The organism is Streptomyces anatolicus (assembly GCF_019400875.1).
GTDB lineage: Bacteria > Actinomycetota > Actinomycetes > Streptomycetales > Streptomycetaceae > Streptomyces > Streptomyces anatolicus.
The window spans coordinates 26,393-45,053 of sequence record NZ_WMBF01000007.1 but is presented as its reverse complement, the minus strand read 5'-3'; the positions used below and the strand labels follow the sequence as shown (position 1 = coordinate 45,053).

Here is an 18,661-nt window from a genome sequence, read left to right as displayed (position 1 = left end):
ATGCCACAGCCCGCAGCTCCCTCCTCCCCGACCGCGTGGGCACCCCAGGTCTTCGCACCGTTCCCCGTCGAACCCGCGGTGCTCTTCGGGCGGGTCGCCGCCCGCAGCGCGCTGTTCGCCGCCACGGACAGCGCCGGGGGCGACCACGTCCTGATCGGCAGCGCTTCGGGGGCGCACCCCGACGATGTCGCCGTACGGGCCCGCGGCGAACTGCTGGAGCGCCTGGGCAACGTGCTGGCGGGCCGCGCCGCCGAGGAGTCCCGCACTCTGCTCGCCGACCACGCCGAGCTGGTCCGTCGAGGCGCTCCCGCCCTGGACCCCGCGCCCTGGTCCGGGCCGGACACCCGGAGCGTGCGCCAGCTGTGGGTCACCGGACGCTCCCTGCTCTCCGGTTCGGAAGTACTGGTTCCGGCAGGTCTGGCCTATTTGCAGCACCGGCCGCCCGCGGGTTGCGCGGCGCCCGACCGGGCCGGCTCCACGGGCCTCGCGGCCCACCCCGACCCGGGCACCGCCGTCGAGCATGCCGCCTGGGAGACACTCGAACGCGATCTGCTCCGCCGGAGCTGGCAGGATCCGGCACGGCATCCGCCCCGCCGCCGGCCCGTACACGACGAACTGCCCCTCCCCCTGCGCCGCGTATGCGAGCACCTCGGACTGCGGGCGACCGCCTTCACCCTGCCCGCGCCCGGCTGCCACGCCGTCGCGATCTGTCTGCACACGCCCGAGCACACCGAGCAGACCTTCGGTGCTCGTTGCGGCCCTCCAGGGCAGGATGCGGAGCTGATCGCCCGCGCGGCCCACGAGGCGCTCATGGTCCGCTGGAGCATGAGCACGCCGGCGGCCCGACGGGTCCGCGGGCGGCCCTTACCCGGCGACAGACCGGTCTCCGCGGTCCAGCACGCGGTGTGGACGTATCTCGGCTGCCAGGACGCGATGGCGCGTTGGCTTCCGCACACCACGGCAGACCGGTGCCCGACCAGGCAGGGGCCGGTGGACCCTGTGCGTCTGCTCTCCGAGCACACCGGCCAGGACGTGATCGCGGTCGACACGACCCCCGCCGCGTTCGCCGCCTCCGGTACGGCCGTCGTCCGGCTGATCGCCCCCGGCGCCCTGCCGCTGCCGTCCGCCTCTCCCCTCGGCTCGCGTATTCCGCCGCACCCCTTCGGCTGAACCACTCACAGAGGAGCAGCATGCCCCCGAGCCCCGATTACGCCGTGGACCTGGCCGACCACTACGACGACTGGTTCACCCCGCCGACGGCCACCACCGACGCGACGGTCTCCCTGCTCGACCGGCTGGCGGCGACCGCACCGGAAGGTCCCATGCTCGAACTGGGCATCGGCACAGGGCGGATAGCCCTTCCGCTCGCGGCGCTCGGGCACGACCTCCACGGCATCGATGCCGCGAAGGCCATGGTCGAACAACTCCGCGCCAAGACCGGGGGAACCGACATCGCCATCAGCATCGGCGACTTCTCCGATGTGGACCACGACGGCCGGTTCGGGATGATCTACGTGGTCAACGGCACGTTCTCCGAACTGACCTCCCAGGAAGCACAGATCCACTGCCTGGCCCGGGCCGCGGCGCGGTTGCTCCCGGGCGGGCTCTTCGTCCTGGACGCGCATCTTCCGGAGGCCCTGGCCGCCAAAGCCGGGGCTGATGCCCAGCCCGTCCGGGCGGCCGGCGGCGACGCGGTCACGCGTATCCGCCGGATCCACCCGGCGACCCAGCGCTACACCTCCGACTACCAGGTCGTCCACGACGGCGAGGTCCGGCACATCCGGGTGGCCTTCCGCTACGCCTCTGCCGGCGAACTCGACCTGATGGCCGCCATGGCCGGCCTGCGGCTGCGCCAACGGTTCGGCGGCTGGTCCGGGGGCCCGTTCACCGACAGCAGCAACTACCACGTCAGCGTGTACGAGCTGCCGGCGTGAACGCGGCCGACCTGCCCCGTGGGACTCGTGACCCAGAGGCGTACCTGCGCAACAATCGCGAATTGTGGCGCCTGTGGACGCCATTGAAGGCCGCGTCGGCCCAGTACGACCTGGCCGGTTTCCGGGTCGGCGGCTCACGCATGCGCGCACTTGAACGTGCTGAGGTCGGTGAGGTGCGCGGCCGCTCGCTGCTGCACCTGCAGTGCCATGTCGGCATCGACACACTCTCCTGGGCGCGGCTGGGTGCCCGGGTGACCGGTGTCGACTTCGCCGCCGAGGGCGTGGCGACGGCGCGCTCCCTGGCCGCCGACATCGACCCGTCGGCGGTCTTCGTGGAGGCGGATGTCCTGGCACTGCCCGACCATCTGGACGGCCATTTCGACATCGTCTACACCTCTCACGGTGTGCTGGGCTGGCTGCCCGATCTGCGCCGCTGGGCCGAGGTCGTCGCCCACTTCGTCGCACCGGGCGGCTTCGTCTACGTCTTCGAGTCCCACCCCGCGGCCTGGATGCTCGACAACCGCCTCGACACAGCCGAATTACGCCTCCGCTACTCGTACTTCGGTGAACCGGAGCCCCTTTCCTTCGAGTACCGCAGTCCCACGGCTGTACCGGACCGCGAGGTGCCGGGAGTCGAATACGCCTGGGGACACTCACTCGGCGAGATCGTCAGCGCCCTGGCGTCCGCGGGACTGACCATCGAATTCCTTCACGAATGGCCCTTCGTGGCTTGGCGAATGCTCCCCTGCATGGTGGCGCACGACGAATACTGGTGGCGGCTGCCGGATGGTCTGCCGTCCATACCCCTGTCCTTCTCTCTCCGTGCTTCCAAGCCGCCCGCCTGAAATCAGGTCCGAGACAGGGAGAAGCAGCTTGCCCGCCGTGACCTCACACCGCTCCCTCGACGAACTCGATCTCCGCCACGTCCTCGACGGCCGGATGGTGGTCGTCCGGGACGGTCTCGCACAGCTCACCCCCACAGGATCATGGACCCGGGCGGCACTGGCAGCCATCGCCTCCACCGTCTCGCCGGAGGCCGCCGAGCAGGTGTCGGAGCGAGGGCTGGAGCACATCCACACCGTCGCCGACATCGATCAGTTGCGCGCCGTCCGCGACGACCTGGACCGTCGCCTCAGACCCGCCGCACGTCACCTGCTGCTGCGCTTCACCGACCTGCTCCCGCCGCAGAGCCGCAAGGTGTACGTCAGCGACCACCTGGGTGTACGGATCATGCCCCCAAGGGCCACTGTTAACGGCCGGGAAGAAGAACTGGACGAGTACACCGGCTTCATGGTCCCGACCGGCGCCCACGTGGACTCGTGGTTCAACACGGCCGTCAATTCCGTCAACCTCTGGATGGCTCTCAGCCGGGTCCGCCGCGACAACGGCCTGCTCATCTGGCCCGGGGCATATCGGCGCTCGCTGCTCCACGAGGGGGTACGGCTGCTCCCCGGCCAAGCGGTCGGCGAACCGGTGGAAGTCCAGCTCGACCCGGGTGACCTGCTGCTCTTCGCGGGCGACCATCTTCATGCCACTCGTCCCAACAGTGGGCCGGAGACCCGGTGGGTGGTCACCAAGCGCATCTGCCTCGGCCCACCCCGCTACCACCCGCGCGCCACCGGCTGGGTGCCGTACCTCGATCCGCGCCTGCTCGGCACACCGCTTCGCCCCCTGGCCCCGCTGCGGTCGGTCCTGACCGCCGGACGCGCCCGCCAACTCGTTCGTCAGACCCGGGGCCGTCTCAACTCGCGCGTAACTTGAGCATGTGCGGAGCACCACTCGGCACTCCGCACGACAGCTCAACGCACCCGTCCCCGCGGTTTCAGGGCGACCGGCGGCAGTTGCGGGGCGGGTAGCGGCGGGCCGTCGTAACCCTTTACCTCGCCGAAGCGGGTGCCCGTCGTCCAGTCACTCCGCGCCTGCTCGATCTCCTCATGGCTGCGGCCCACGAAGTTCCACCACATGACCAGTTCCTCCTCGAACGGTTCGCCGCCCAGGAGCATCACGGACGCGTTCGACTCGGCGCGCAGCGGGAGTTCGGTGCGGCCGCAGCCCAGGTAGAGCATGGAGCCGGGGAGGACCGGGACGCCGTCGACGTGGGCCTCGCCGGACATGGAGAGGACCGCGTACTCGAAGTCCGGGTCCAGCGGGAGGCGTACGTCCGCGCCGTCGGCCAGGGTGAGGTCCGCGCCGACGAGCGGGGTGTACGTCGTGCCTGGCGAGGTCGCTCCGTCGAGACCGCCCAGGATCAGCGTCGCGCTTAGGCCCGGCGCGGTGACCCGGGGCAGCTCCGCGTGGTGCTCGAAGCGCGGGGCCGTGTGGCGGTCGGCGTCGGGGAGGGCGACCCACAGTTGCGCGCCGTGCAGGTAGCGGGCGTGCGGGCGCGGGCTCTCCTCGGAGTGGGAGATGGCCCGGCCCGAGGTCATCAGGCCCAGCTCGCGGGGGCGGACGGTCTGCAGGCTCCCCGTGGAGTCGCGGTGCAGGACCTCGCCGTCGTGCAGCCAGCTGACCGTCTGCAGACCCATGTGCGGGTGGGGCGGCACCTGCATGCCGGGCTCGTCCGCGATGTCGTCGGGGCCGTAGTGGTCGACGAAGCACCAGGCGCCGACCATGCGGCGCCCGAGGTTGGGCAGCAGTCGGCGGACCTCGGTGGACTCGCCGAGCTTGACGCGCCGGGGGCTGAGGAGTTCCCGTACCGGTTCCGCGACGACGAACCCCCGGCCGCCGCATCGGCTCGGAACCGCCTCGCGCTCAAGATTGCTCATGCCGCACAACCTAGCCCCGGGGGCGCCGCACGTCAGTCACCCGTCCGGGCATCGGCCGTATCGCGCGGTGACGTCGAGAGCGGTCCGGGCGGGCGGGGCGCGTGGCCGGGTCCGCCGCACTGCCCCGCGGCGGCCTCCGGCGTATCGTCGCAAATGAGGGCGACGACTACCGCGAGGAACGCCATGCGAAAGATCATCTTGTCGATGTCGGTGTCCCTCGACGGGTTCATGGAGGGACCGGACCGCGAGATCGACTGGCACGTGGTCGACGACGAGCTGCACCGCCACTTCAATGACTGGTGCAAGACGCTGGGCGCCTTCCTCGAGGGCCGCGTGACCTGGCAGCTCATGGCCGATTACTGGCCGACCGCGGACCAGGATCCGGGCGGCAGCGAGGTGGAGGCGGAGTTCGCCGGGATCTGGCGGGACACGCCCAAGTACGTCTTCTCGCGCACCCTGCGGGAGGCGGGCTGGAACACCACCATCGTGCGCGAGGTGGTGCCCGAGGAGATCCTGGCGCTCAAGGAGAAGGCGGGCCGTGACCTCGTCGTCGGCGGGGCCGATCTCGCCGCGTCCTTCCTGCGCCTGGGCCTTGTCGACGAGATCCACACCTACGTCCACCCGGTCCTGATCGGCCGCGGGAAGCCCATGTTCCTGGCGCCGGAGGTGAAGGCCGGCCTGCGGCTCGCCGGGACGCGGACCTTCGGCAGCGGCGTCGTCCAGCTCCGCCACGAACTCGTCAACTCACCAACTAATGCGCATTAGTTCTGTCTCTCCCTAGCGATTCGCCGCGGCCCCCCGTAAGAATTGCGGCGACTTCGACTCAGGGGAGCGATGAGCATGAAGAGGCGCAGCGTCCTGCTCGCGGCACTGGCGGCCGCCGCCGCATCGAGTGGTACGGCGATGGCGGCGAGGAAACCCGCCGGGCCGGGGAAGCGCGTGGTCGTCTATTACCAGACGCAGTACACGAATGGCACGTACGTGTCGCCGCTCGCGCTCACCGAGCGCAACACCGGCGTGACGGACGTACTGGTGGCCGCGGTGCACCTCAATGACCTCAACGGGCCTTACGCGCCGGTGCACTTGAACGACGACCCGCCGCACTCGGCCAAGTACGACCGGATGTGGCGGGATCTGAAGACCATGCAGGGCAAGGGCGTCCACGTGCTCGCGATGATCGGCGGCGCGGCGCCGGGCAGCTTCACCCGGCTCGACAACGAATTCGACACGTATTACCCGCTGTTGCGGGACTTCATCCGGCGGTACGACCTCGACGGCGTCGACCTCGATGTCGAGGAAGACATGTCGCTGGCCGGAATCGAGCGCGTCATCAGCGCGCTGCGCGCCGACTTCGGCGCCGATTTCCTCATTACGCTCGCGCCGGTCGGCAGCGCGCTCAAGGGCGGTGGAAATCTCTCCGGCTTCGACTACGACGCGCTTTACCGCAGCCGGGGTGGTGACATCGCGTGGTTCAACGCCCAGTTCTACAACGGCTGGGGCCGGATGAACTCCACGGCCGATTACGACGCCATCATCGCGCGCGGGCTGATTCCCGCGTCCAAGGTGGTCGCGGGCACGCTCACCTCACCGGCCAACGGCGGCAGCGGCTATGTCGGCATGACGACGCTCAAGTCGACGCTCCGCGCGCTCACCGCCAAGCATCCCGGCTTCGGCGGTGTGGCCGGCTGGGAGTACTTCAACTCCGCGCCCGGCGGCACGGCGGCGCCGTGGAGGTGGGCGGCCGAGGTCTCCTCGGTGCTGAGGCGCCGGGCGGCCTGAGCGCTGAAGCGCTGGTTCCAAGACGTGAGGCCGTGAAGCCTGCCGTCACAGCCAGATGGCCTCGGCGACGGCCACTCCCGTGAACGCCGCGCCGAGGCTCGCGGCGACGCTGCTGAGCGCGTTGGCGACGGCGTAGAGACCCGCCCCCTCCTCGGCAAGCCGCAGCGTCTCGTACGAGAACGTCGAGTACGTGGTCAGGGCGCCGCACAGGCCGGTGCCGAGGAACAGCTGCGCCGGGGAGGAGGCCGCGCCCGCCGTGACGGCCCCGGTGAGTACGCCGAGTACCAGGCTCCCCACGACGTTGACGGTGAGGGTTCCCCAGGGGAAGGCCGTGTCGTGGCGTCTTTGCACGGTGCGGTCGGTCAGATAGCGCAGCGGCGCGCCGACCATCGCTCCGGCGATGACGAACAGCCAGTTCACCGCGGCTTCTCCCGTCCCCGGTACCGGCGCACCCGGAGCGCCGTGCCGGTCAGCCTCGTCATGAGCGCCGCCATGCCACCAGGCGGCGGGTCGCCCAGGCCCCGCCCCACACCGCGGCGAGCGCCGCGACCAGGGTCAGGGCCAGGTAGGCGAGGCCCATGCGGGCGTGGCCGCCGCCGACGAGGCGCTCGACGTCCACCGCGTACGTCGAGAAGGTGGTGAAGCCGCCGAGCACGCCCGTGCCGAAGAACGGCCGCACCAGGCGGTGTGCCGTCCACACGTCGGTGATCAGCACCATGAAGACGCCGATGACCGCGCATCCGACGGCGTTCACCGCGAAGGTCGTCCAGGGGAAGCCGTCGGCGGGCGTCGGCCAGAGGAGGGAGGCGCCGTAGCGGGCCGCCGCCCCGATGGCGCCGCCCGCCGCCACGGCGGCGAGGATCTGCCCCTGGCCGCGCGCCGGCCCGCCTCGACGCGGCGTCCCGGGCGCCGGAGCGGGCACGGGCGGGGACGCGGGCACGGGCGGGTCGATATCGGGATCCGTGGGTTCGCCGAACGCCTTCGGCGGCTGGGCTTCCATGGGCGTACGCCTCCTACTCGCCGTCACCCGTCGGCGGGCGACACTCGTTCGCAAGTAGGGACCGTTGGCGGCATCCTTCGCCGCGGTTCGGGTACGGCGGGCCCCACCGCCGCGCGGCGCCGGAGTGACCGATCACCGCTGCCACCAGGCTAACCGCCCGGACCGGGCGCCGCGCCATCAGGCCGGTGGGCCCCACCCCGGCACCGGCGGTGCCGACGCCGACGGTGGGACGAGGCGCCGGCGAAGCTCCCCCCACCAGAGCGCCAGACGCTCAGCCCCCACCGTCCACAGCACCGCCACGGTGCCCGCCCGGTGCCGGGCCCTGCCGTGCGGCTGGTGCCGCTACCGCCGGCGGCCACGCGGTCGGGGCGAGGAGGCCCAGGACGTACGCCCGGGCCACCAGCGCCGTCCGGTTCGGGGCGCGGAAGCGGCGGCACAGCCGTGTCAGGTGGTAGTTGACGCCGTCGACGCCGATGCCGACCGACCGCGCGACGACCGAGGTCGTGGCGCCGCCCGCGACCAGGCGCAGGATGCGCGCCTCCTGCGTACTCAGGGAGGGGTGCGCGAACTCCTCCCCCGCGTCGCCGGGGCCCGCTGCCGCGCCGCCGCCGGGGCCCGGTCCCCGCTCCTCCGCCACGCGCAACGTCACCAGCAGGGGCGGCGTGTCCTCCAGCGGGTCGGTGACCGGCTCCACGGTCAGCTGTCCATGGCGGGCCGAGCCCTCCCTCGTCCAGCTCACCTCGACGGGGTAGCGGGACCTGCGGCCGGAGCGCATGGCTTCGTCGAGCTTGCGGAGCTGCTGTCGGTTGGTGGGCGTGAGCAGGTCCAGGAGGAGCCGGTTCGCGACCCGGCCTGGACGGAGTCCCAGGGCTCCGGCGAAGGCGGGGTTGGCGACCGTGACAAGCCCGTCGCTGCTGCTGATGGCGGTCGGCGCCGGGGAGCGGTCGAGCAGGCTCAGGAACCTGCCCCGCCAGATGGCCGCGTCCGCCACCCTTGGCCTGACCTGTGGCCCCTCCGAACGGGACACGTCCGTACCTCCTCTGCGCCCCTGGAACACGTCACCCCTGCTCGCGCAAGCCGCGGCGGGCAAAAGGCTCCTACAAGATTACGTAGTTCTCGGGGCGGACCGTCGGCCGGGGCGCGCGACGGTGGAGGCGGCGCCCGGCGCAGCGGGCGCTCAACTCCCCCGCACCCCAGGGAAGAGGCACCTGCCATGAGCGAATCCCCCACCATCGTCGACGTCACGGCAACCGGACTGAGCAGCACCCCCGTTCAGCAGGCGGTGGAGCTGGCGCGGCGGCACGGCCCGCTGTACGTCCGCCGCCATCACGGGCGCGATGTCGTCTGGGCCTCCTCCTTGGAGCTGGTCGAGGAGCTGTCCGACGAGACGCGTTTCGCCAAGGGCGTCGGGCCCGCCCTGCAGAACGTCCGCGGCATCGCGGGTGACGGTCTGTTCACGGCGTACGACGACGAGCCGAACTGGGCCAAGGCACACGACATCCTCCTCCCGGCCTTCGCCATGAACTCGATGCGTACGTACCACCCCCACATGCTGCGCGTGGCCCGGCGCCTCATCGCCTCCTGGGACGGCCGGTTCGCGCCGGGCGCGGCCGAGTCGGCCCCGGTGGGCGTGTCGGAGGACATGACGAGGATGACGCTTGACACCATCGGCCTGTCCGGTTTCGGCTACGACTTCGAGTCCTTCGCCCGCACCGATCCGCATCCCTTCGTCGAGGCGCTGGTACGGGCGCTGGCGCACAGTCAGGCGAAGCTGGCGCGGGTGCCGGGCGGGGACTACGCCGCGGAGGACGAGCGGTTCGCCGCCGACGCCGCCTTCCTCGCGCGGGTCGTCGACGAGGTGATCGGGGCCCGCAAGGCGGCGGGTGACACCTCCACCGACGATCTGCTCGGCCTGATGCTCAACTCCCCCCACCCCGAGAGCGGTGAGGCCCTGGACGAGGCCAACATCCGCAATCAGGTCATCACCTTCCTGATCGCCGGGCACGAGACGACCTCGGGCACGCTCGCCTTCGCTCTCTACCATCTGCTGAAGAATCCGGCGGCCCTGCACCGCGCCCAGGCCGAGGTGGACGCGGTGTGGGGCGACACGCCGGATCCCGAGCCGTCGTACGAGGACGTGGGCAGGCTGCGTTACGTACGTCAGGTCCTCAACGAGGCGCTGCGGCTGTGGCCCACCGCTCCCGCGTTCCAGCGCCGGGCCCGCGTCGACACGACGATCGGCGGGCGGCACCTGGTGAGGGCCGGTGAGTTCGTGGTGGTGCTGACCCCGATGCTGCACCGCGATCCGGTGTGGGGCGACAACGTCGAGGAGTTCGATCCGGAGCGCTTCGCCCCCGAGGCGGAGGCGGCGCGCTCGCCGCATGCGTACAAGCCGTTCGGGACGGGTGAACGCGCCTGTATCGGGCGGCAGTTCGCACTGCACGAGGCCACGATGCTGCTCGGCATGCTCGTGCACCGCTACCGGTTCATCGACCACGCGGGCTATGACCTGAAGGTCAAGGAGGCCCTCACCCTCAAGCCCGACGGCTTCACCATGACCCTGGCCGCCCGCACGCCCGAGGACCGCGAGCGGAGCCGGTCCGCGCTGCGCGAGCTGGCCTCGCTCGCGGGCCCGGCCGGTTCGGCGGAGGGGGCGGGCACGTCCGAGGGGCCGCAGGACGGCCTGCCGACCCGGGTGCCGGAAGGGACCGCGCTGACGTTCCTGCACGGCTCCAACTTCGGGACCTGCCGCGCGTACGCGGAGCAACTGGGCGAGCAGGCGGCGGAGCTGGGCTTCGACGTACGGGTCTCGTCCCTGGACGAAGCGGTCGGCACCCTGTCCGCCGGGTCGCCGGTGGTGATCGTCGCCGCCTCGTACAACGGCCAACCCACCGATGACGCGGGCGAGTTCATGTCCTGGCTGGCGGCGGGAGCGGCGCCGGGGACCGTCGCCGGAGTGCCGTACGCGGTCCTCGGGGTCGGGGACCGGAACTGGGCCGCGACCTACCAGCGGGTGCCGACCCTCATCGACGACGGGCTCGCGGCGTCGGGCGGGGCCCGTCTGATGGAGCGCGTGGAAGCCGATGCCTCCGGTGACCTGGCCGGTGCCGTGCGGCGCTTCGCCTCGGCGCTGCGCCGCACGCTGCTGGAGCGCTACGGCGACCCCAAGAGCGTAGGTATGAGCGACACTGCCGCCCCGGCCAGGGCCTATGACGTCGTGGAGGTCACCGGCGGGCCGCTGGACGCGCTGGCGGCGCGGCACGGCACGGTGGCGATGACGGTCGTGGAGGGCGCCGATCTCGTCGACCCCGCGCACCCGCTCGCCCGCCCGAAGCGGTTCCTGCGCGTCGCGCTCCCCGACGGTGTGACCTACCGCACCGCCGACCATCTGAGCGTTCTCCCGGTCAACGAGCCGGAGTCGGTCGAGCGCGCGGCGCGGGCGCTCGGTGTCGACCTGGAGGCGGTCCTGAACATCCGGGCACACAAGCCGGGCCGGGCCACCCTGCCGCTGGACCGGCCGATCGCCGCCCGTGAACTCCTCAGCCGTTACGTGGAGTTGCGTGACGCACCGACCGTGGACCAGGCCGCCCTGCTCGCCGCGCACAACCCGTGCCCGCCCGAGCGGGTCGCCCTGGAGCAACTGGCCGCCGATCGAGAGGGGTTGGCCGCGCGGCAGGGCAGCCTGCTCGATCTGGTCGAGGACCACCCGGCGCTGCGGGGGCAGCTGCCCTGGCCGGTGCTGCTCGAACTGCTGCCGCCGATCCGGACCCGCCACTACTCCATCTCGTCGTCGCCCGCCGTCTCGGCGGACCACGCCGACCTGATGGTCTCGCTCCTCTCGGCACCGGACCGCTCGGGGCGCGGGAACTTCCGCGGCACCAGCTCCTCCTACCTGCATCGCCTGCGGGCCGGGGACACCCTTTACGCGCGCGTGCAGCCCTGCCGGGACTCCTTCCGCCTCCCCCGCGACGGGCGTACGCCGGTCATCATGGTCGGCGCGGGCACGGGCCTCGCCCCCTTCCGCGGGGCCATCGCCGACCGCCTGAGCCAGCTGCGCGAGGGCGCCGAACTTGCCCCCGCGCTCTGCTACTTCGGCTGCGACCACCCCGACGTCGACTATCTGCACCGGGCGGAGCTGGAGGACGCCGAACGCGCGGGCGCGGTGTCCATGCGCCCCGCCTACTCCAAGGCCCCCGAGGGTGACGTGCTCTTCGTGCAGCACCGGATCGCGGCCGAGGCCGAGGAGGTCTGGCGGCTGCTGGAGGCCGGGGCCGTGGTCCATGTCTGCGGTGACGGCTCCCGGATGGCTCCCGGCGTGCGGGAGGCGTTCCAGCGGTTGCGCACGAAGTTCGCGGGCGGCGACGCGGCCGGGGCCGAGGCCTGGTGGCGTGACCTGGTCGCCGAGGGGCGCTATGTCGAGGACGTCTACGCGAGCAGCTGACCGCCACCCGGGGGGGTGCGTGGCGGTGGATGTCAGGCGAGCCACGCACCCTCGCGCATGATGACTCTGCCGCGCAGCTCCCCCTCGTCGCGCCAGGCCAGGACGGTCTTCGGCGCCACCCGTATGTACAGGAAGGAGCCTTCCTCCTTGCGGGGATCCCACCCGAACTTCTCGGTGAACGCCTCCGCCGCCTGCTCCGGCACCTCCTGGTCGGCAAAGCACTCCGCCTCGCCCCGCAGGAGCACCACGTCGGCGGTGTCCGGCAGCGCCAGGCGCACCCGGGGCTCCTCGCGGAGGTTGCGCGCGGTCGCGGACGTCGCCGACGTGCACATCCAGACCGCCCGCCCGTCCCACCGGAACCACAGGGGCACTTGGTGGGGGCCGTGGTCCGGATGTGCCGTCGACACCCAGATGTCCCGTTCCTGGGCGAGGCGTTCGAGGGTGTCGCGCTGACGCGCCGTCGTATCGCGGTGCGTGTCTTCCGTGGTCTGCATGAACGCCGACCCTAATCAGCGGTTCCGCCGCGCACATGGGGCGCTGGACCTACGTCCTGCCGCCTACGCCCCTGCTCCCGTCGTCCTGGATCAGCCGCGGTACGTCTCCAGGAGCCGCAGCCACACCTCGCTGATGGTCGGGTAGGCCGGTACCGCGTGCCACAGGCGGTCCAGGGGGATCTCGCCCGCCACCGCCATCGTCGCGGAGTGGATGAGTTCGCCGACGCCGGGGCCGACGAAGGTGACGCCGAGCAGGATCTCGCGGTCCAGGTCGACGACCATGCGGGCGCGGCCGCGGTAGCCGTCGGCGTAGAGGCCCGCTCCGGCGACGCCCGCCATGTCGTAGTCGACGGCCCGGACGCGGTGGCCCGCGGACTCGGCCTCCGCCAGGGTCAGGCCCGCCGAGGCCGCCTCGGGGTCGGTGAAGACCACTTGCGGGACGGCGGCGTGGTCGGCGGTGGCGGAGTGGGCGCCCCAGCGGTCGCTCTCCAGGAGCGGGACGCCCTGGGCGCGGGCGGCGATGGCGGCGCCCGCGATGCGGGCCTGGTACTTGCCCTGGTGGGTGAGGAGCGCGCGGTGGTTCACGTCGCCCACCGCGTACAGCCAGTCGCTGCTCTCCACGCGCAGGCTCTCGTCGACCGGCAGCCACGAGCCGGGCTCCAGGCCCACCGTCTCCAGGCCGATGTCGTCCGTGCGCGGGGCGCGGCCCGTGGCGAAGAGGATCTCGTCGGCCCGGAGGGTCGTCCCATCGTCGAGGGTGGCCGTGACGGTGCCGTTCTCGCGGGTGACGGCGGTGACAGAGACGCCGCAGCGGATCTCGGCGCTCGCCTCCGTCAGGGCCTCCTGGACCAGCTCGCCCGCGAACGGCTCCATGCGGGGCAGCAGGCCGCCGCCGCGCACCAGCACCGTCACGCTCGATCCGAGCGCCTGCCAGGCGGTGGCCATCTCCACGGCGACGACACCGCCGCCCACCACCAGGAGGCTGCCGGGCACGTGGTCCGCGGCGGTCGCCTCGCGGCTCGTCCAGGGCTTGACGTCGGCGAGGCCCGGCAGGCCGGGCAGGGCCGCGCGGGTGCCGGTGCAGACGGCGACCGCGTGGCGGGCCTGGAGCGGGGTCTCGGTGCCGTCCGTGCCGGAGACGGTGACCTTGCGGGGGCCCGTGAGCCGGCCGTGGCCCCGGTACAGGTCGACGCCGACGCCCTCCAGCCAGCCGACCTGGCCGTCGTCCTTCCAGTGCGAGGTGTAGTCGTCGCGGTGCGCGAGGACCTCGGCCGTGTCCAGCGGGCCGGCCACGGACCGGCGCAGCCCGGGGACGCGGCGGGCGTCCGCGCGGGCGATGACGGGGCGCAGCAGGGCCTTGCTGGGCATGCACGCCCAATAGGAGCATTCGCCCCCGACGAGTTCGCTCTCCACGATCGCGGCGCTCAGGCCCGCCGCGCGGGCCCGGTCCGCGACGTTCTCCCCCACGGGGCCCGCACCGATGACTACTACGTCGTACGTCTTGGCATCCGTCATGAGGACAGTCTGTCGGCAGGTGTGCGCGGTGGCCACATGGGTACGCGCGCGGAACACGCCCACGCACGCACGGACCGGCTCCGTGCGCCATGCGGGCGGAATACGTTCGCACCATCGGCCGTTGTGGACAGCGGCCACGCCCCACACAGGAAGCAGGGACAGACCATGAGCAGCGCGACGCTGGAGCTCACCAAGGAGAACTTCGACCAGACGGTCACGGACAACGAGTTCGTTCTGATCGACTTCTGGGCTTCGTGGTGCGGTCCTTGCAAGCAGTTCGCCCCGGTGTACGAGAAGGCCGCCGAGGCCAACCCCGACCTGGTCTTCGCCAAGGTCGACACGGAGGCCCAGCCGGAGCTGGCCGCCGCCTTCAACATCCAGTCCATCCCGACCCTGATGATCGTCCGCGATCAGGTCGCGGTCTTCGCCCAGCCGGGCGCGCTGCCCGAGGCGGCGCTGACGGACGTCATCGGCCAGGCCAGGAACCTGGACATGGACGAGGTGCGCAGGCAGGTCGCCGAGGAGCAGGCCAAGCAGCAGGAGAAGGAGCAGTGAGCCACCGGTAGGCCGGGCAGGGGGGCCGGGCCGTGGGGTCCGGTCTCAGCTGGACTCGCGGTGCACGACCTGTGCTCCGAGCACGTCGTGCGCCTCGGGTTCGCCGCCCGGGTCGCGCACCACGCGGTCGACGAGTTCCGCGAGGCCCCGGCCGGAGGGCAGCTCGATGCGGACGGTGCTGAGCCGGGGCCTGAGCAGTCTGCCGAGCATCAGGTCGTCGGAGCCGATGACGGCCGTGTCGTCGGGGATGGCGATGCCCTCGTCCTGGAGGGCCCGCATCAGCAGCATCGCGTACTCGTCGTTGTACGCGAATACGCCCTCGATGCCGAGGGAGCGCCAGCGCGCCGCGAGCCGGGCGGCGGACCCCTCCTCGTGGGCGAGGGGCAGTTCCATGACCGAGGCGCCGGCGATGTGCGCGGCGTCGACGGCCGCGCGCAGGCCCTCGACGCGGGGCCGGGAGAAGAGCTCCAGGCCGGGTTCCTCGGGGACGATCGCGCCGATCCGGCGCCGCCCCCGGCTCAGCAGGTGCAGGGCCGCGGCCTCGCCGACGCGGCGGCCGTCCATCAGGAGCGCGTGCGCGCCCTCGACGCTGTGCGGGCCGAGGGTGAAGACGGCCTTGGCGCCGGAGCGCTTCAGGACCGTCACGCCGCGCGGGCCGAGCGCGGAGGTGTCGGGCGCGAGGACGGCCACGGGGCGCAGCTCGGCCCAGGCGCGCGCGGCGTCCTCGCCGGTCAGGCCGAGGCTCGCGTACTGCACGACGGTGTAGTCGAGGCGGCTGAGTGCCCACTGCAGTTCGTTGAAGAACCGGCTGAAGAGCGGGCCCATCGGTATCTCGGAGGTGGGCATGAGGACCATGCGGCTGTGACCGGCGCGCAGGCTGCGGGCGGCGGCGTGCGGGACGTAGCCCAGTTCCCGCGCGGCCTCGTGGACGCGGCGGCGCGTGGGCTCGCTGATGCGTACGGCGCTGGCGTTGTTGAGGACGTAGCTGACGGTCGCGCGGGAGACCCCCGCCAGGCGTGCGACGTCGGCGCTCGTCGGCACGGAGCGTGGCGCCGGCTGCTGGTTCGGTATCTGCACCATGACATCGGCATCCTCGCAGACGGCGGCGGGGCGCCCGACGGCGGGCGCGGGGTGAAATGCCATGCTCCGGTGCGGTTTTGGCCTCTTCGCCGCCGTTCCGTGGGGGGCCGCGGCGTCATTCGGCGGGTGACCGGGGCGTCATTCCGCGGACGGCTACTCGCCGGTTAACGTGCGGGCACGTGTCGTCGAGCGAAGGTGTCCCCCCATGACTGCCGACCGTGCCGATGGTCTCGCCCGCACCGCCCGCGCGCTGGCCGAGGGCGAGGTGTCCGCACGTGCGCTGACCGAGCGGACGCTGGCCAGGATCGAGGCGGCGCAGCCCTCGCTGAACGCCTTCAAGCGGGTGCGGGCCGAGGCCGCGCTCGCCGAAGCGGACGCGGCGGACCGGGAGTTGGCGGCGGGCGGCCCGTTCGCGGGGCGGCCGCTCCTTGGCGTGCCGCTGGCCGTCAAGGACGACATGGATGTGGCGGGTGAGCCGACCGCGTTCGGGTGCAGGGGCGATTTCCCGCCGAAGTCCGAGGACTGTGAGGCCGTACGGCGGCTGCGGGCGTCCGGTGCCGTGATCGTCGGCAAGACCAACACCTGCGAGCTGGGGCAGTGGCCCTTCACAGAGGGCCCCGGCTTCGGCGACACGCGCAATCCGTGGAACACCGGTCACACCCCGGGCGGTTCCTCGGGCGGGTCGGCGGCGGCGGTGGCCGCCGGCCTGGTCCCCGCCGCGCTCGGCTCGGACGGGGCGGGCTCGGTGCGGATCCCCGCCGCCTGGACGCATCTGGTCGGCATCAAACCGCAGCGGGGGCGGATATCGACGTGGCCGTGGCCCGAGGCGTTCCACGGCATCACCGTCAACGGTCCGCTCGCCAGGACGGTCGCCGACGCGGCGCTGCTCCTCGACGCGGCGAGCGGCAGCCACCCGGGCGACCTGCACCGGCCGCCCGCCGTGCGCGCCGCCGAGGCGGCGACCCGCGACCCGGGGCGGCTGCGGATCGCGCTCTCGCTGCGCATGCCGTTCACGGCGACTCCCAAGCGGCTGCACCCGGCGGTGCGGGAGCGGGTCGTCGCGCTCGCGGACCGGCTCGCCGCGCTCGGGCACGACGTGGAGGAGGCCGACCCGCACTACGGCCGGATCGGCCTGGCCTTCGTGCCGCGCGCCACGGCGGGCATCGCGGAGTGGGCGCGGCACGTTCCCGACTCCTCGCTCCTGGACCGGCGAACCCGCGGGGCGGCCCGCGCGGGGCGCCTGCTGGGCGGCGCCCCGCTGCGGCTCGCGCGCCGCGCCGAGGCCGCGCTGCACCGCCGGGTGGGCGCGGTCTTCTCGACGTACGACGTGGTGCTCGCGCCGACCACGGCCACTCCCCCGCCGCGGATCGGCGCGCTGGCCGCGCTGAGCGGCTTCCGCACCGACCAGGCGATCATCGCCGCCTGCCCCTACGCCTGGCCGTGGAACGTCCTCGGCTGGCCCGGCGTCAACGTCCCCGCCGGACGCGTCGCGGGGGGCCTTCCGGTCGGCGCCCAGCTGCTAGGACCTGAGGGCAGCGAGCCGCTCCTGATCTCGCTGGCCGCGCAGCTGGAGGCGGACCAGCGGTGGTACGAGCAGTGGCCGGTCCCGGAACCGCGGACGGCTCGCCCCGCCACGTGAACCCGGACGACTCCCCGGCCGGGCAGCGCCGCGGGCTGGGCCGGAGAGGTTCTACGGTGACCTTGTGACTGCCTTCATTGATGACCCGCATCAGCCCGCCTCCCCCGGCCGTTCCGGCGCCACGGCGACCACCGAGGCGAAGCCGCGCGAGGTGGGCCGGGTCCGCACCGAGTACGCGCCGGACCGCGACGGCGATCCCGACCCCGGGGAGATCGTCTGGACGTGGGTGCCGTACGAGGAGAACGACGGGCGCGGCAAGGACCGCCCCGTCCTCGTCGTGGCGCGCGAGGCGGGAGGCACCCTGCTCGCCGTGCAGCTGTCCAGCAAGCGGCATGCCGATGAGCGTGACTGGGTGCCGATCGGGAGCGGGCCGTGGGACCGCGAGGGGCGGGACTCGTGGGTGGCCGTCGACCGGGTGCTGCGGGTCCACGAGCGCGGGATGCGGCGGGAGGCGTGCGCGCTGGACCGCATGCGGTTCAACCTGGTCGTACTGCGTCTCAGGGAGCGTTACGGCTGGCGCTGAGCACCTCGGCGCCGCGACCGGCGGTGACCTCCTGTGCGAACGTCCGCTCGAAGGCGCCGCGTGTCACCGCGCCCTTCGTGCGGTCGAGGACCCCGAACACGATGTGGGCGAACTGCCCGGCGAACCGGCCGCCTTCGCCGAGCAGCGTCCGGAAGGCGCCCGCGACGTGCGCGGGGTCGTTCATGAAGACCCCGCAGCCCCACGCGCCGAGCACCAGGCGTTCGTAGCCGCAGGCGAGTGCCGTCTCCAGGACCCGTTCGGCGCGGGCCGCCACCGCTTGCGGGATGTCGGCGGCACGCTCCGGGAGGCGGCGGCGGATCACGCCCGCGTTCGGCGCCGCCGAGGTCAGGAAGCCGACGCGGTACGGCGCGTCCAACAGCTCGCCGCTGTCGTCGCGGAAAACGGGGACGCCCGGCGAGTGGATCACCCGGTCGGTGTAGAAGGGGTCGCGGTGGGCGCGGTGGTGGTCGTAGAACGGGCGGGCCTCCAGGAGGCAGGCGTAGAGCGCGGAGGCGCGGCAGATCGCCTCCTCCTGCGCCTGGGCGCCGTTGAGGTAGCCGCCGCCGGGGTTGCGCGCGGACGAGAAGTTCAGCACCGCGACCGGGGAACCTTCACCGGCGCGGGGGCCTTCACCGACCCGGGATGCGTCACCGGCGAGGGGCCCTTCGACGAGCCTGCGCGCCGCCTCCAGGCTGCTCTCGCCGGTGACCTCGAAGACGGTCGGGCCGGGCGCGCGCCGGGGCGCCTCCACCGGCCCCGGCCCGAACATCCGGGTGCCCGCGCGGGCGGCGGCCACCGCCTCCGCGATCTGCGCCCTGTGGCCGCCCGGCGCGGTGTACGCGCCCGCCGCGACGATCTGCTCGGTCTGCTGCGCCACCGCGCGCAGCCGGGCGCTCATGCCCGTACCCCCGTGTCGTTCATGAACGCATGGTGAGC

18 protein-coding genes are annotated in these 18,661 nt (G+C 72.8%); 10 read left to right on the top strand and 8 right to left on the bottom strand.

The annotated features are described in order from the left end of the window. From GKQ77_RS02045 to GKQ77_RS02030, 4 genes are read left to right on the top strand one after another with little or no spacing between them, the layout of a single operon-like run. The gene (locus GKQ77_RS02045) at positions 1 to 1,170 is read left to right on the top strand and encodes a YcaO-like family protein (protein ID WP_219686854.1); all 1,170 of its coding nucleotides are present in this window, start codon (positions 1 to 3) and stop codon (positions 1,168 to 1,170) included. Between the two features lie 20 nt (positions 1,171 to 1,190). Continuing rightward, complete coding sequence (locus tag GKQ77_RS02040) at positions 1,191 to 1,934, top strand: class I SAM-dependent DNA methyltransferase (protein WP_219686853.1); 744 nt, start codon at positions 1,191 to 1,193, stop codon at positions 1,932 to 1,934. After that, entirely contained in the window at positions 1,931 to 2,779 is an 849-nt protein-coding gene (locus tag GKQ77_RS02035) for a methyltransferase domain-containing protein (protein WP_219686852.1), read from the top strand. Before GKQ77_RS02040 ends, GKQ77_RS02035 begins: the two co-directional genes overlap by 4 nt. 37 nt (positions 2,780 to 2,816) lie before the next feature. Beyond that, positions 2,817 to 3,695, top strand: a complete 879-nt coding sequence (locus tag GKQ77_RS02030) for a phytanoyl-CoA dioxygenase family protein (RefSeq protein WP_308117523.1) — start codon at positions 2,817 to 2,819, stop codon at positions 3,693 to 3,695. A gap of 38 nt (positions 3,696 to 3,733) precedes the next feature. Here the strand turns inward: GKQ77_RS02030 and GKQ77_RS02025 are convergent, their stop codons facing one another. After that, positions 3,734 to 4,699: a pirin family protein gene (locus GKQ77_RS02025; RefSeq protein WP_219686850.1), complete on the bottom strand. Its 966-nt coding sequence runs from the start codon at positions 4,697 to 4,699 to the stop codon at positions 3,734 to 3,736. Between the two features lie 183 nt (positions 4,700 to 4,882). On the opposite strand from GKQ77_RS02025, the gene GKQ77_RS02020 reads away from it, so the two are divergent. Next, positions 4,883 to 5,464, top strand: coding sequence for a dihydrofolate reductase family protein (locus GKQ77_RS02020; RefSeq protein ID WP_219686849.1), 582 nt, complete (start codon positions 4,883 to 4,885; stop codon positions 5,462 to 5,464). A gap of 75 nt (positions 5,465 to 5,539) precedes the next feature. Further along, positions 5,540 to 6,478 (top strand): glycosyl hydrolase family 18 protein, encoded by a 939-nt coding sequence (locus tag GKQ77_RS02015; RefSeq protein ID WP_219686848.1) that lies wholly within the window; start codon positions 5,540 to 5,542, stop codon positions 6,476 to 6,478. A 45-nt stretch (positions 6,479 to 6,523) separates the two neighbouring features. Here the strand turns inward: GKQ77_RS02015 and crcB are convergent, their stop codons facing one another. The 3 genes from crcB to GKQ77_RS02000 form a co-directional block, all read right to left on the bottom strand. Continuing rightward, entirely contained in the window at positions 6,524 to 6,898 is a 375-nt protein-coding gene (gene crcB, locus GKQ77_RS02010; RefSeq protein WP_219686847.1) for a fluoride efflux transporter CrcB, read from the bottom strand. A 58-nt stretch (positions 6,899 to 6,956) separates the two neighbouring features. After that, positions 6,957 to 7,478, bottom strand: coding sequence for a fluoride efflux transporter FluC (locus GKQ77_RS02005; protein ID WP_219686846.1), 522 nt, complete (start codon positions 7,476 to 7,478; stop codon positions 6,957 to 6,959). A gap of 271 nt (positions 7,479 to 7,749) precedes the next feature. After that, positions 7,750 to 8,505 (bottom strand): PAS domain-containing protein, encoded by a 756-nt coding sequence (locus GKQ77_RS02000; protein ID WP_308117521.1) that lies wholly within the window; start codon positions 8,503 to 8,505, stop codon positions 7,750 to 7,752. 186 nt (positions 8,506 to 8,691) lie between these two features. On the opposite strand from GKQ77_RS02000, the gene GKQ77_RS01995 reads away from it, so the two are divergent. Beyond that, positions 8,692 to 11,919: a bifunctional cytochrome P450/NADPH--P450 reductase gene (locus GKQ77_RS01995; protein WP_219686845.1), complete on the top strand. Its 3,228-nt coding sequence runs from the start codon at positions 8,692 to 8,694 to the stop codon at positions 11,917 to 11,919. Positions 11,920 to 11,951: 32 nt separating this feature from the next. On the opposite strand, the gene GKQ77_RS01990 is transcribed toward GKQ77_RS01995, so the two are convergent. Then, positions 11,952 to 12,413, bottom strand: coding sequence for a pyridoxamine 5'-phosphate oxidase family protein (locus GKQ77_RS01990; protein WP_219686844.1), 462 nt, complete (start codon positions 12,411 to 12,413; stop codon positions 11,952 to 11,954). Positions 12,414 to 12,503: 90 nt separating this feature from the next. Next, positions 12,504 to 13,928, bottom strand: a complete 1,425-nt coding sequence (locus tag GKQ77_RS01985) for a dihydrolipoyl dehydrogenase family protein (protein WP_219686843.1) — start codon at positions 13,926 to 13,928, stop codon at positions 12,504 to 12,506. Positions 13,929 to 14,093: 165 nt separating this feature from the next. Between GKQ77_RS01985 and trxA the strand changes: the two genes are divergently transcribed. Beyond that, positions 14,094 to 14,483: a thioredoxin gene (gene trxA, locus GKQ77_RS01980; protein ID WP_219686842.1), complete on the top strand. Its 390-nt coding sequence runs from the start codon at positions 14,094 to 14,096 to the stop codon at positions 14,481 to 14,483. 45 nt (positions 14,484 to 14,528) lie between these two features. Here trxA and GKQ77_RS01975 read toward each other — a convergent pair whose 3' ends face one another. Continuing rightward, the gene (locus GKQ77_RS01975; RefSeq protein ID WP_219686841.1) at positions 14,529 to 15,563 is read right to left on the bottom strand and encodes a LacI family DNA-binding transcriptional regulator; all 1,035 of its coding nucleotides are present in this window, start codon (positions 15,561 to 15,563) and stop codon (positions 14,529 to 14,531) included. A 205-nt stretch (positions 15,564 to 15,768) separates the two neighbouring features. On the opposite strand from GKQ77_RS01975, the gene GKQ77_RS01970 reads away from it, so the two are divergent. Both GKQ77_RS01970 and GKQ77_RS01965 read left to right on the top strand, forming a co-directional pair. Continuing rightward, the gene (locus GKQ77_RS01970; protein WP_219686840.1) at positions 15,769 to 17,202 is read left to right on the top strand and encodes an amidase; all 1,434 of its coding nucleotides are present in this window, start codon (positions 15,769 to 15,771) and stop codon (positions 17,200 to 17,202) included. 64 nt (positions 17,203 to 17,266) lie between these two features. Next, a complete protein-coding gene (locus GKQ77_RS01965) occupies positions 17,267 to 17,725 on the top strand; it encodes a type II toxin-antitoxin system PemK/MazF family toxin (protein WP_308117520.1) in 459 nt (152 codons plus the stop codon). On the opposite strand, the gene GKQ77_RS01960 is transcribed toward GKQ77_RS01965, so the two are convergent. Continuing rightward, positions 17,700 to 18,623, bottom strand: a complete 924-nt coding sequence (locus GKQ77_RS01960) for a TIGR02452 family protein (RefSeq protein WP_219686839.1) — start codon at positions 18,621 to 18,623, stop codon at positions 17,700 to 17,702. The genes GKQ77_RS01965 and GKQ77_RS01960 overlap by 26 nt on opposite strands. Positions 18,624 to 18,661 lie beyond the last annotated feature (38 nt).

Coding starts and splice junctions, on each gene's coding strand:
- GKQ77_RS02045 (WP_219686854.1), top strand. CDS start 1: ATGCCACAGCCCGCAGCTCCCTCCTCCCCGACCGCGTGGGCACCCCAG.
- GKQ77_RS02040 (WP_219686853.1), top strand. CDS start 1,191: ATGCCCCCGAGCCCCGATTACGCCGTGGACCTGGCCGACCACTACGAC.
- GKQ77_RS02025 (WP_219686850.1), bottom strand. CDS start 4,699: ATGAGCAATCTTGAGCGCGAGGCGGTTCCGAGCCGATGCGGCGGCCGG.
- GKQ77_RS02020 (WP_219686849.1), top strand. CDS start 4,883: ATGCGAAAGATCATCTTGTCGATGTCGGTGTCCCTCGACGGGTTCATG.
- GKQ77_RS02015 (WP_219686848.1), top strand. CDS start 5,540: ATGAAGAGGCGCAGCGTCCTGCTCGCGGCACTGGCGGCCGCCGCCGCA.
- GKQ77_RS02005 (WP_219686846.1), bottom strand. CDS start 7,478: ATGGAAGCCCAGCCGCCGAAGGCGTTCGGCGAACCCACGGATCCCGAT.
- GKQ77_RS01995 (WP_219686845.1), top strand. CDS start 8,692: ATGAGCGAATCCCCCACCATCGTCGACGTCACGGCAACCGGACTGAGC.
- GKQ77_RS01990 (WP_219686844.1), bottom strand. CDS start 12,413: ATGCAGACCACGGAAGACACGCACCGCGATACGACGGCGCGTCAGCGC.
- GKQ77_RS01985 (WP_219686843.1), bottom strand. CDS start 13,928: ATGACGGATGCCAAGACGTACGACGTAGTAGTCATCGGTGCGGGCCCC.
- trxA (WP_219686842.1), top strand. CDS start 14,094: ATGAGCAGCGCGACGCTGGAGCTCACCAAGGAGAACTTCGACCAGACG.
- GKQ77_RS01975 (WP_219686841.1), bottom strand. CDS start 15,563: ATGGTGCAGATACCGAACCAGCAGCCGGCGCCACGCTCCGTGCCGACG.
- GKQ77_RS01970 (WP_219686840.1), top strand. CDS start 15,769: ATGACTGCCGACCGTGCCGATGGTCTCGCCCGCACCGCCCGCGCGCTG.
- GKQ77_RS01960 (WP_219686839.1), bottom strand. CDS start 18,623: ATGAGCGCCCGGCTGCGCGCGGTGGCGCAGCAGACCGAGCAGATCGTC.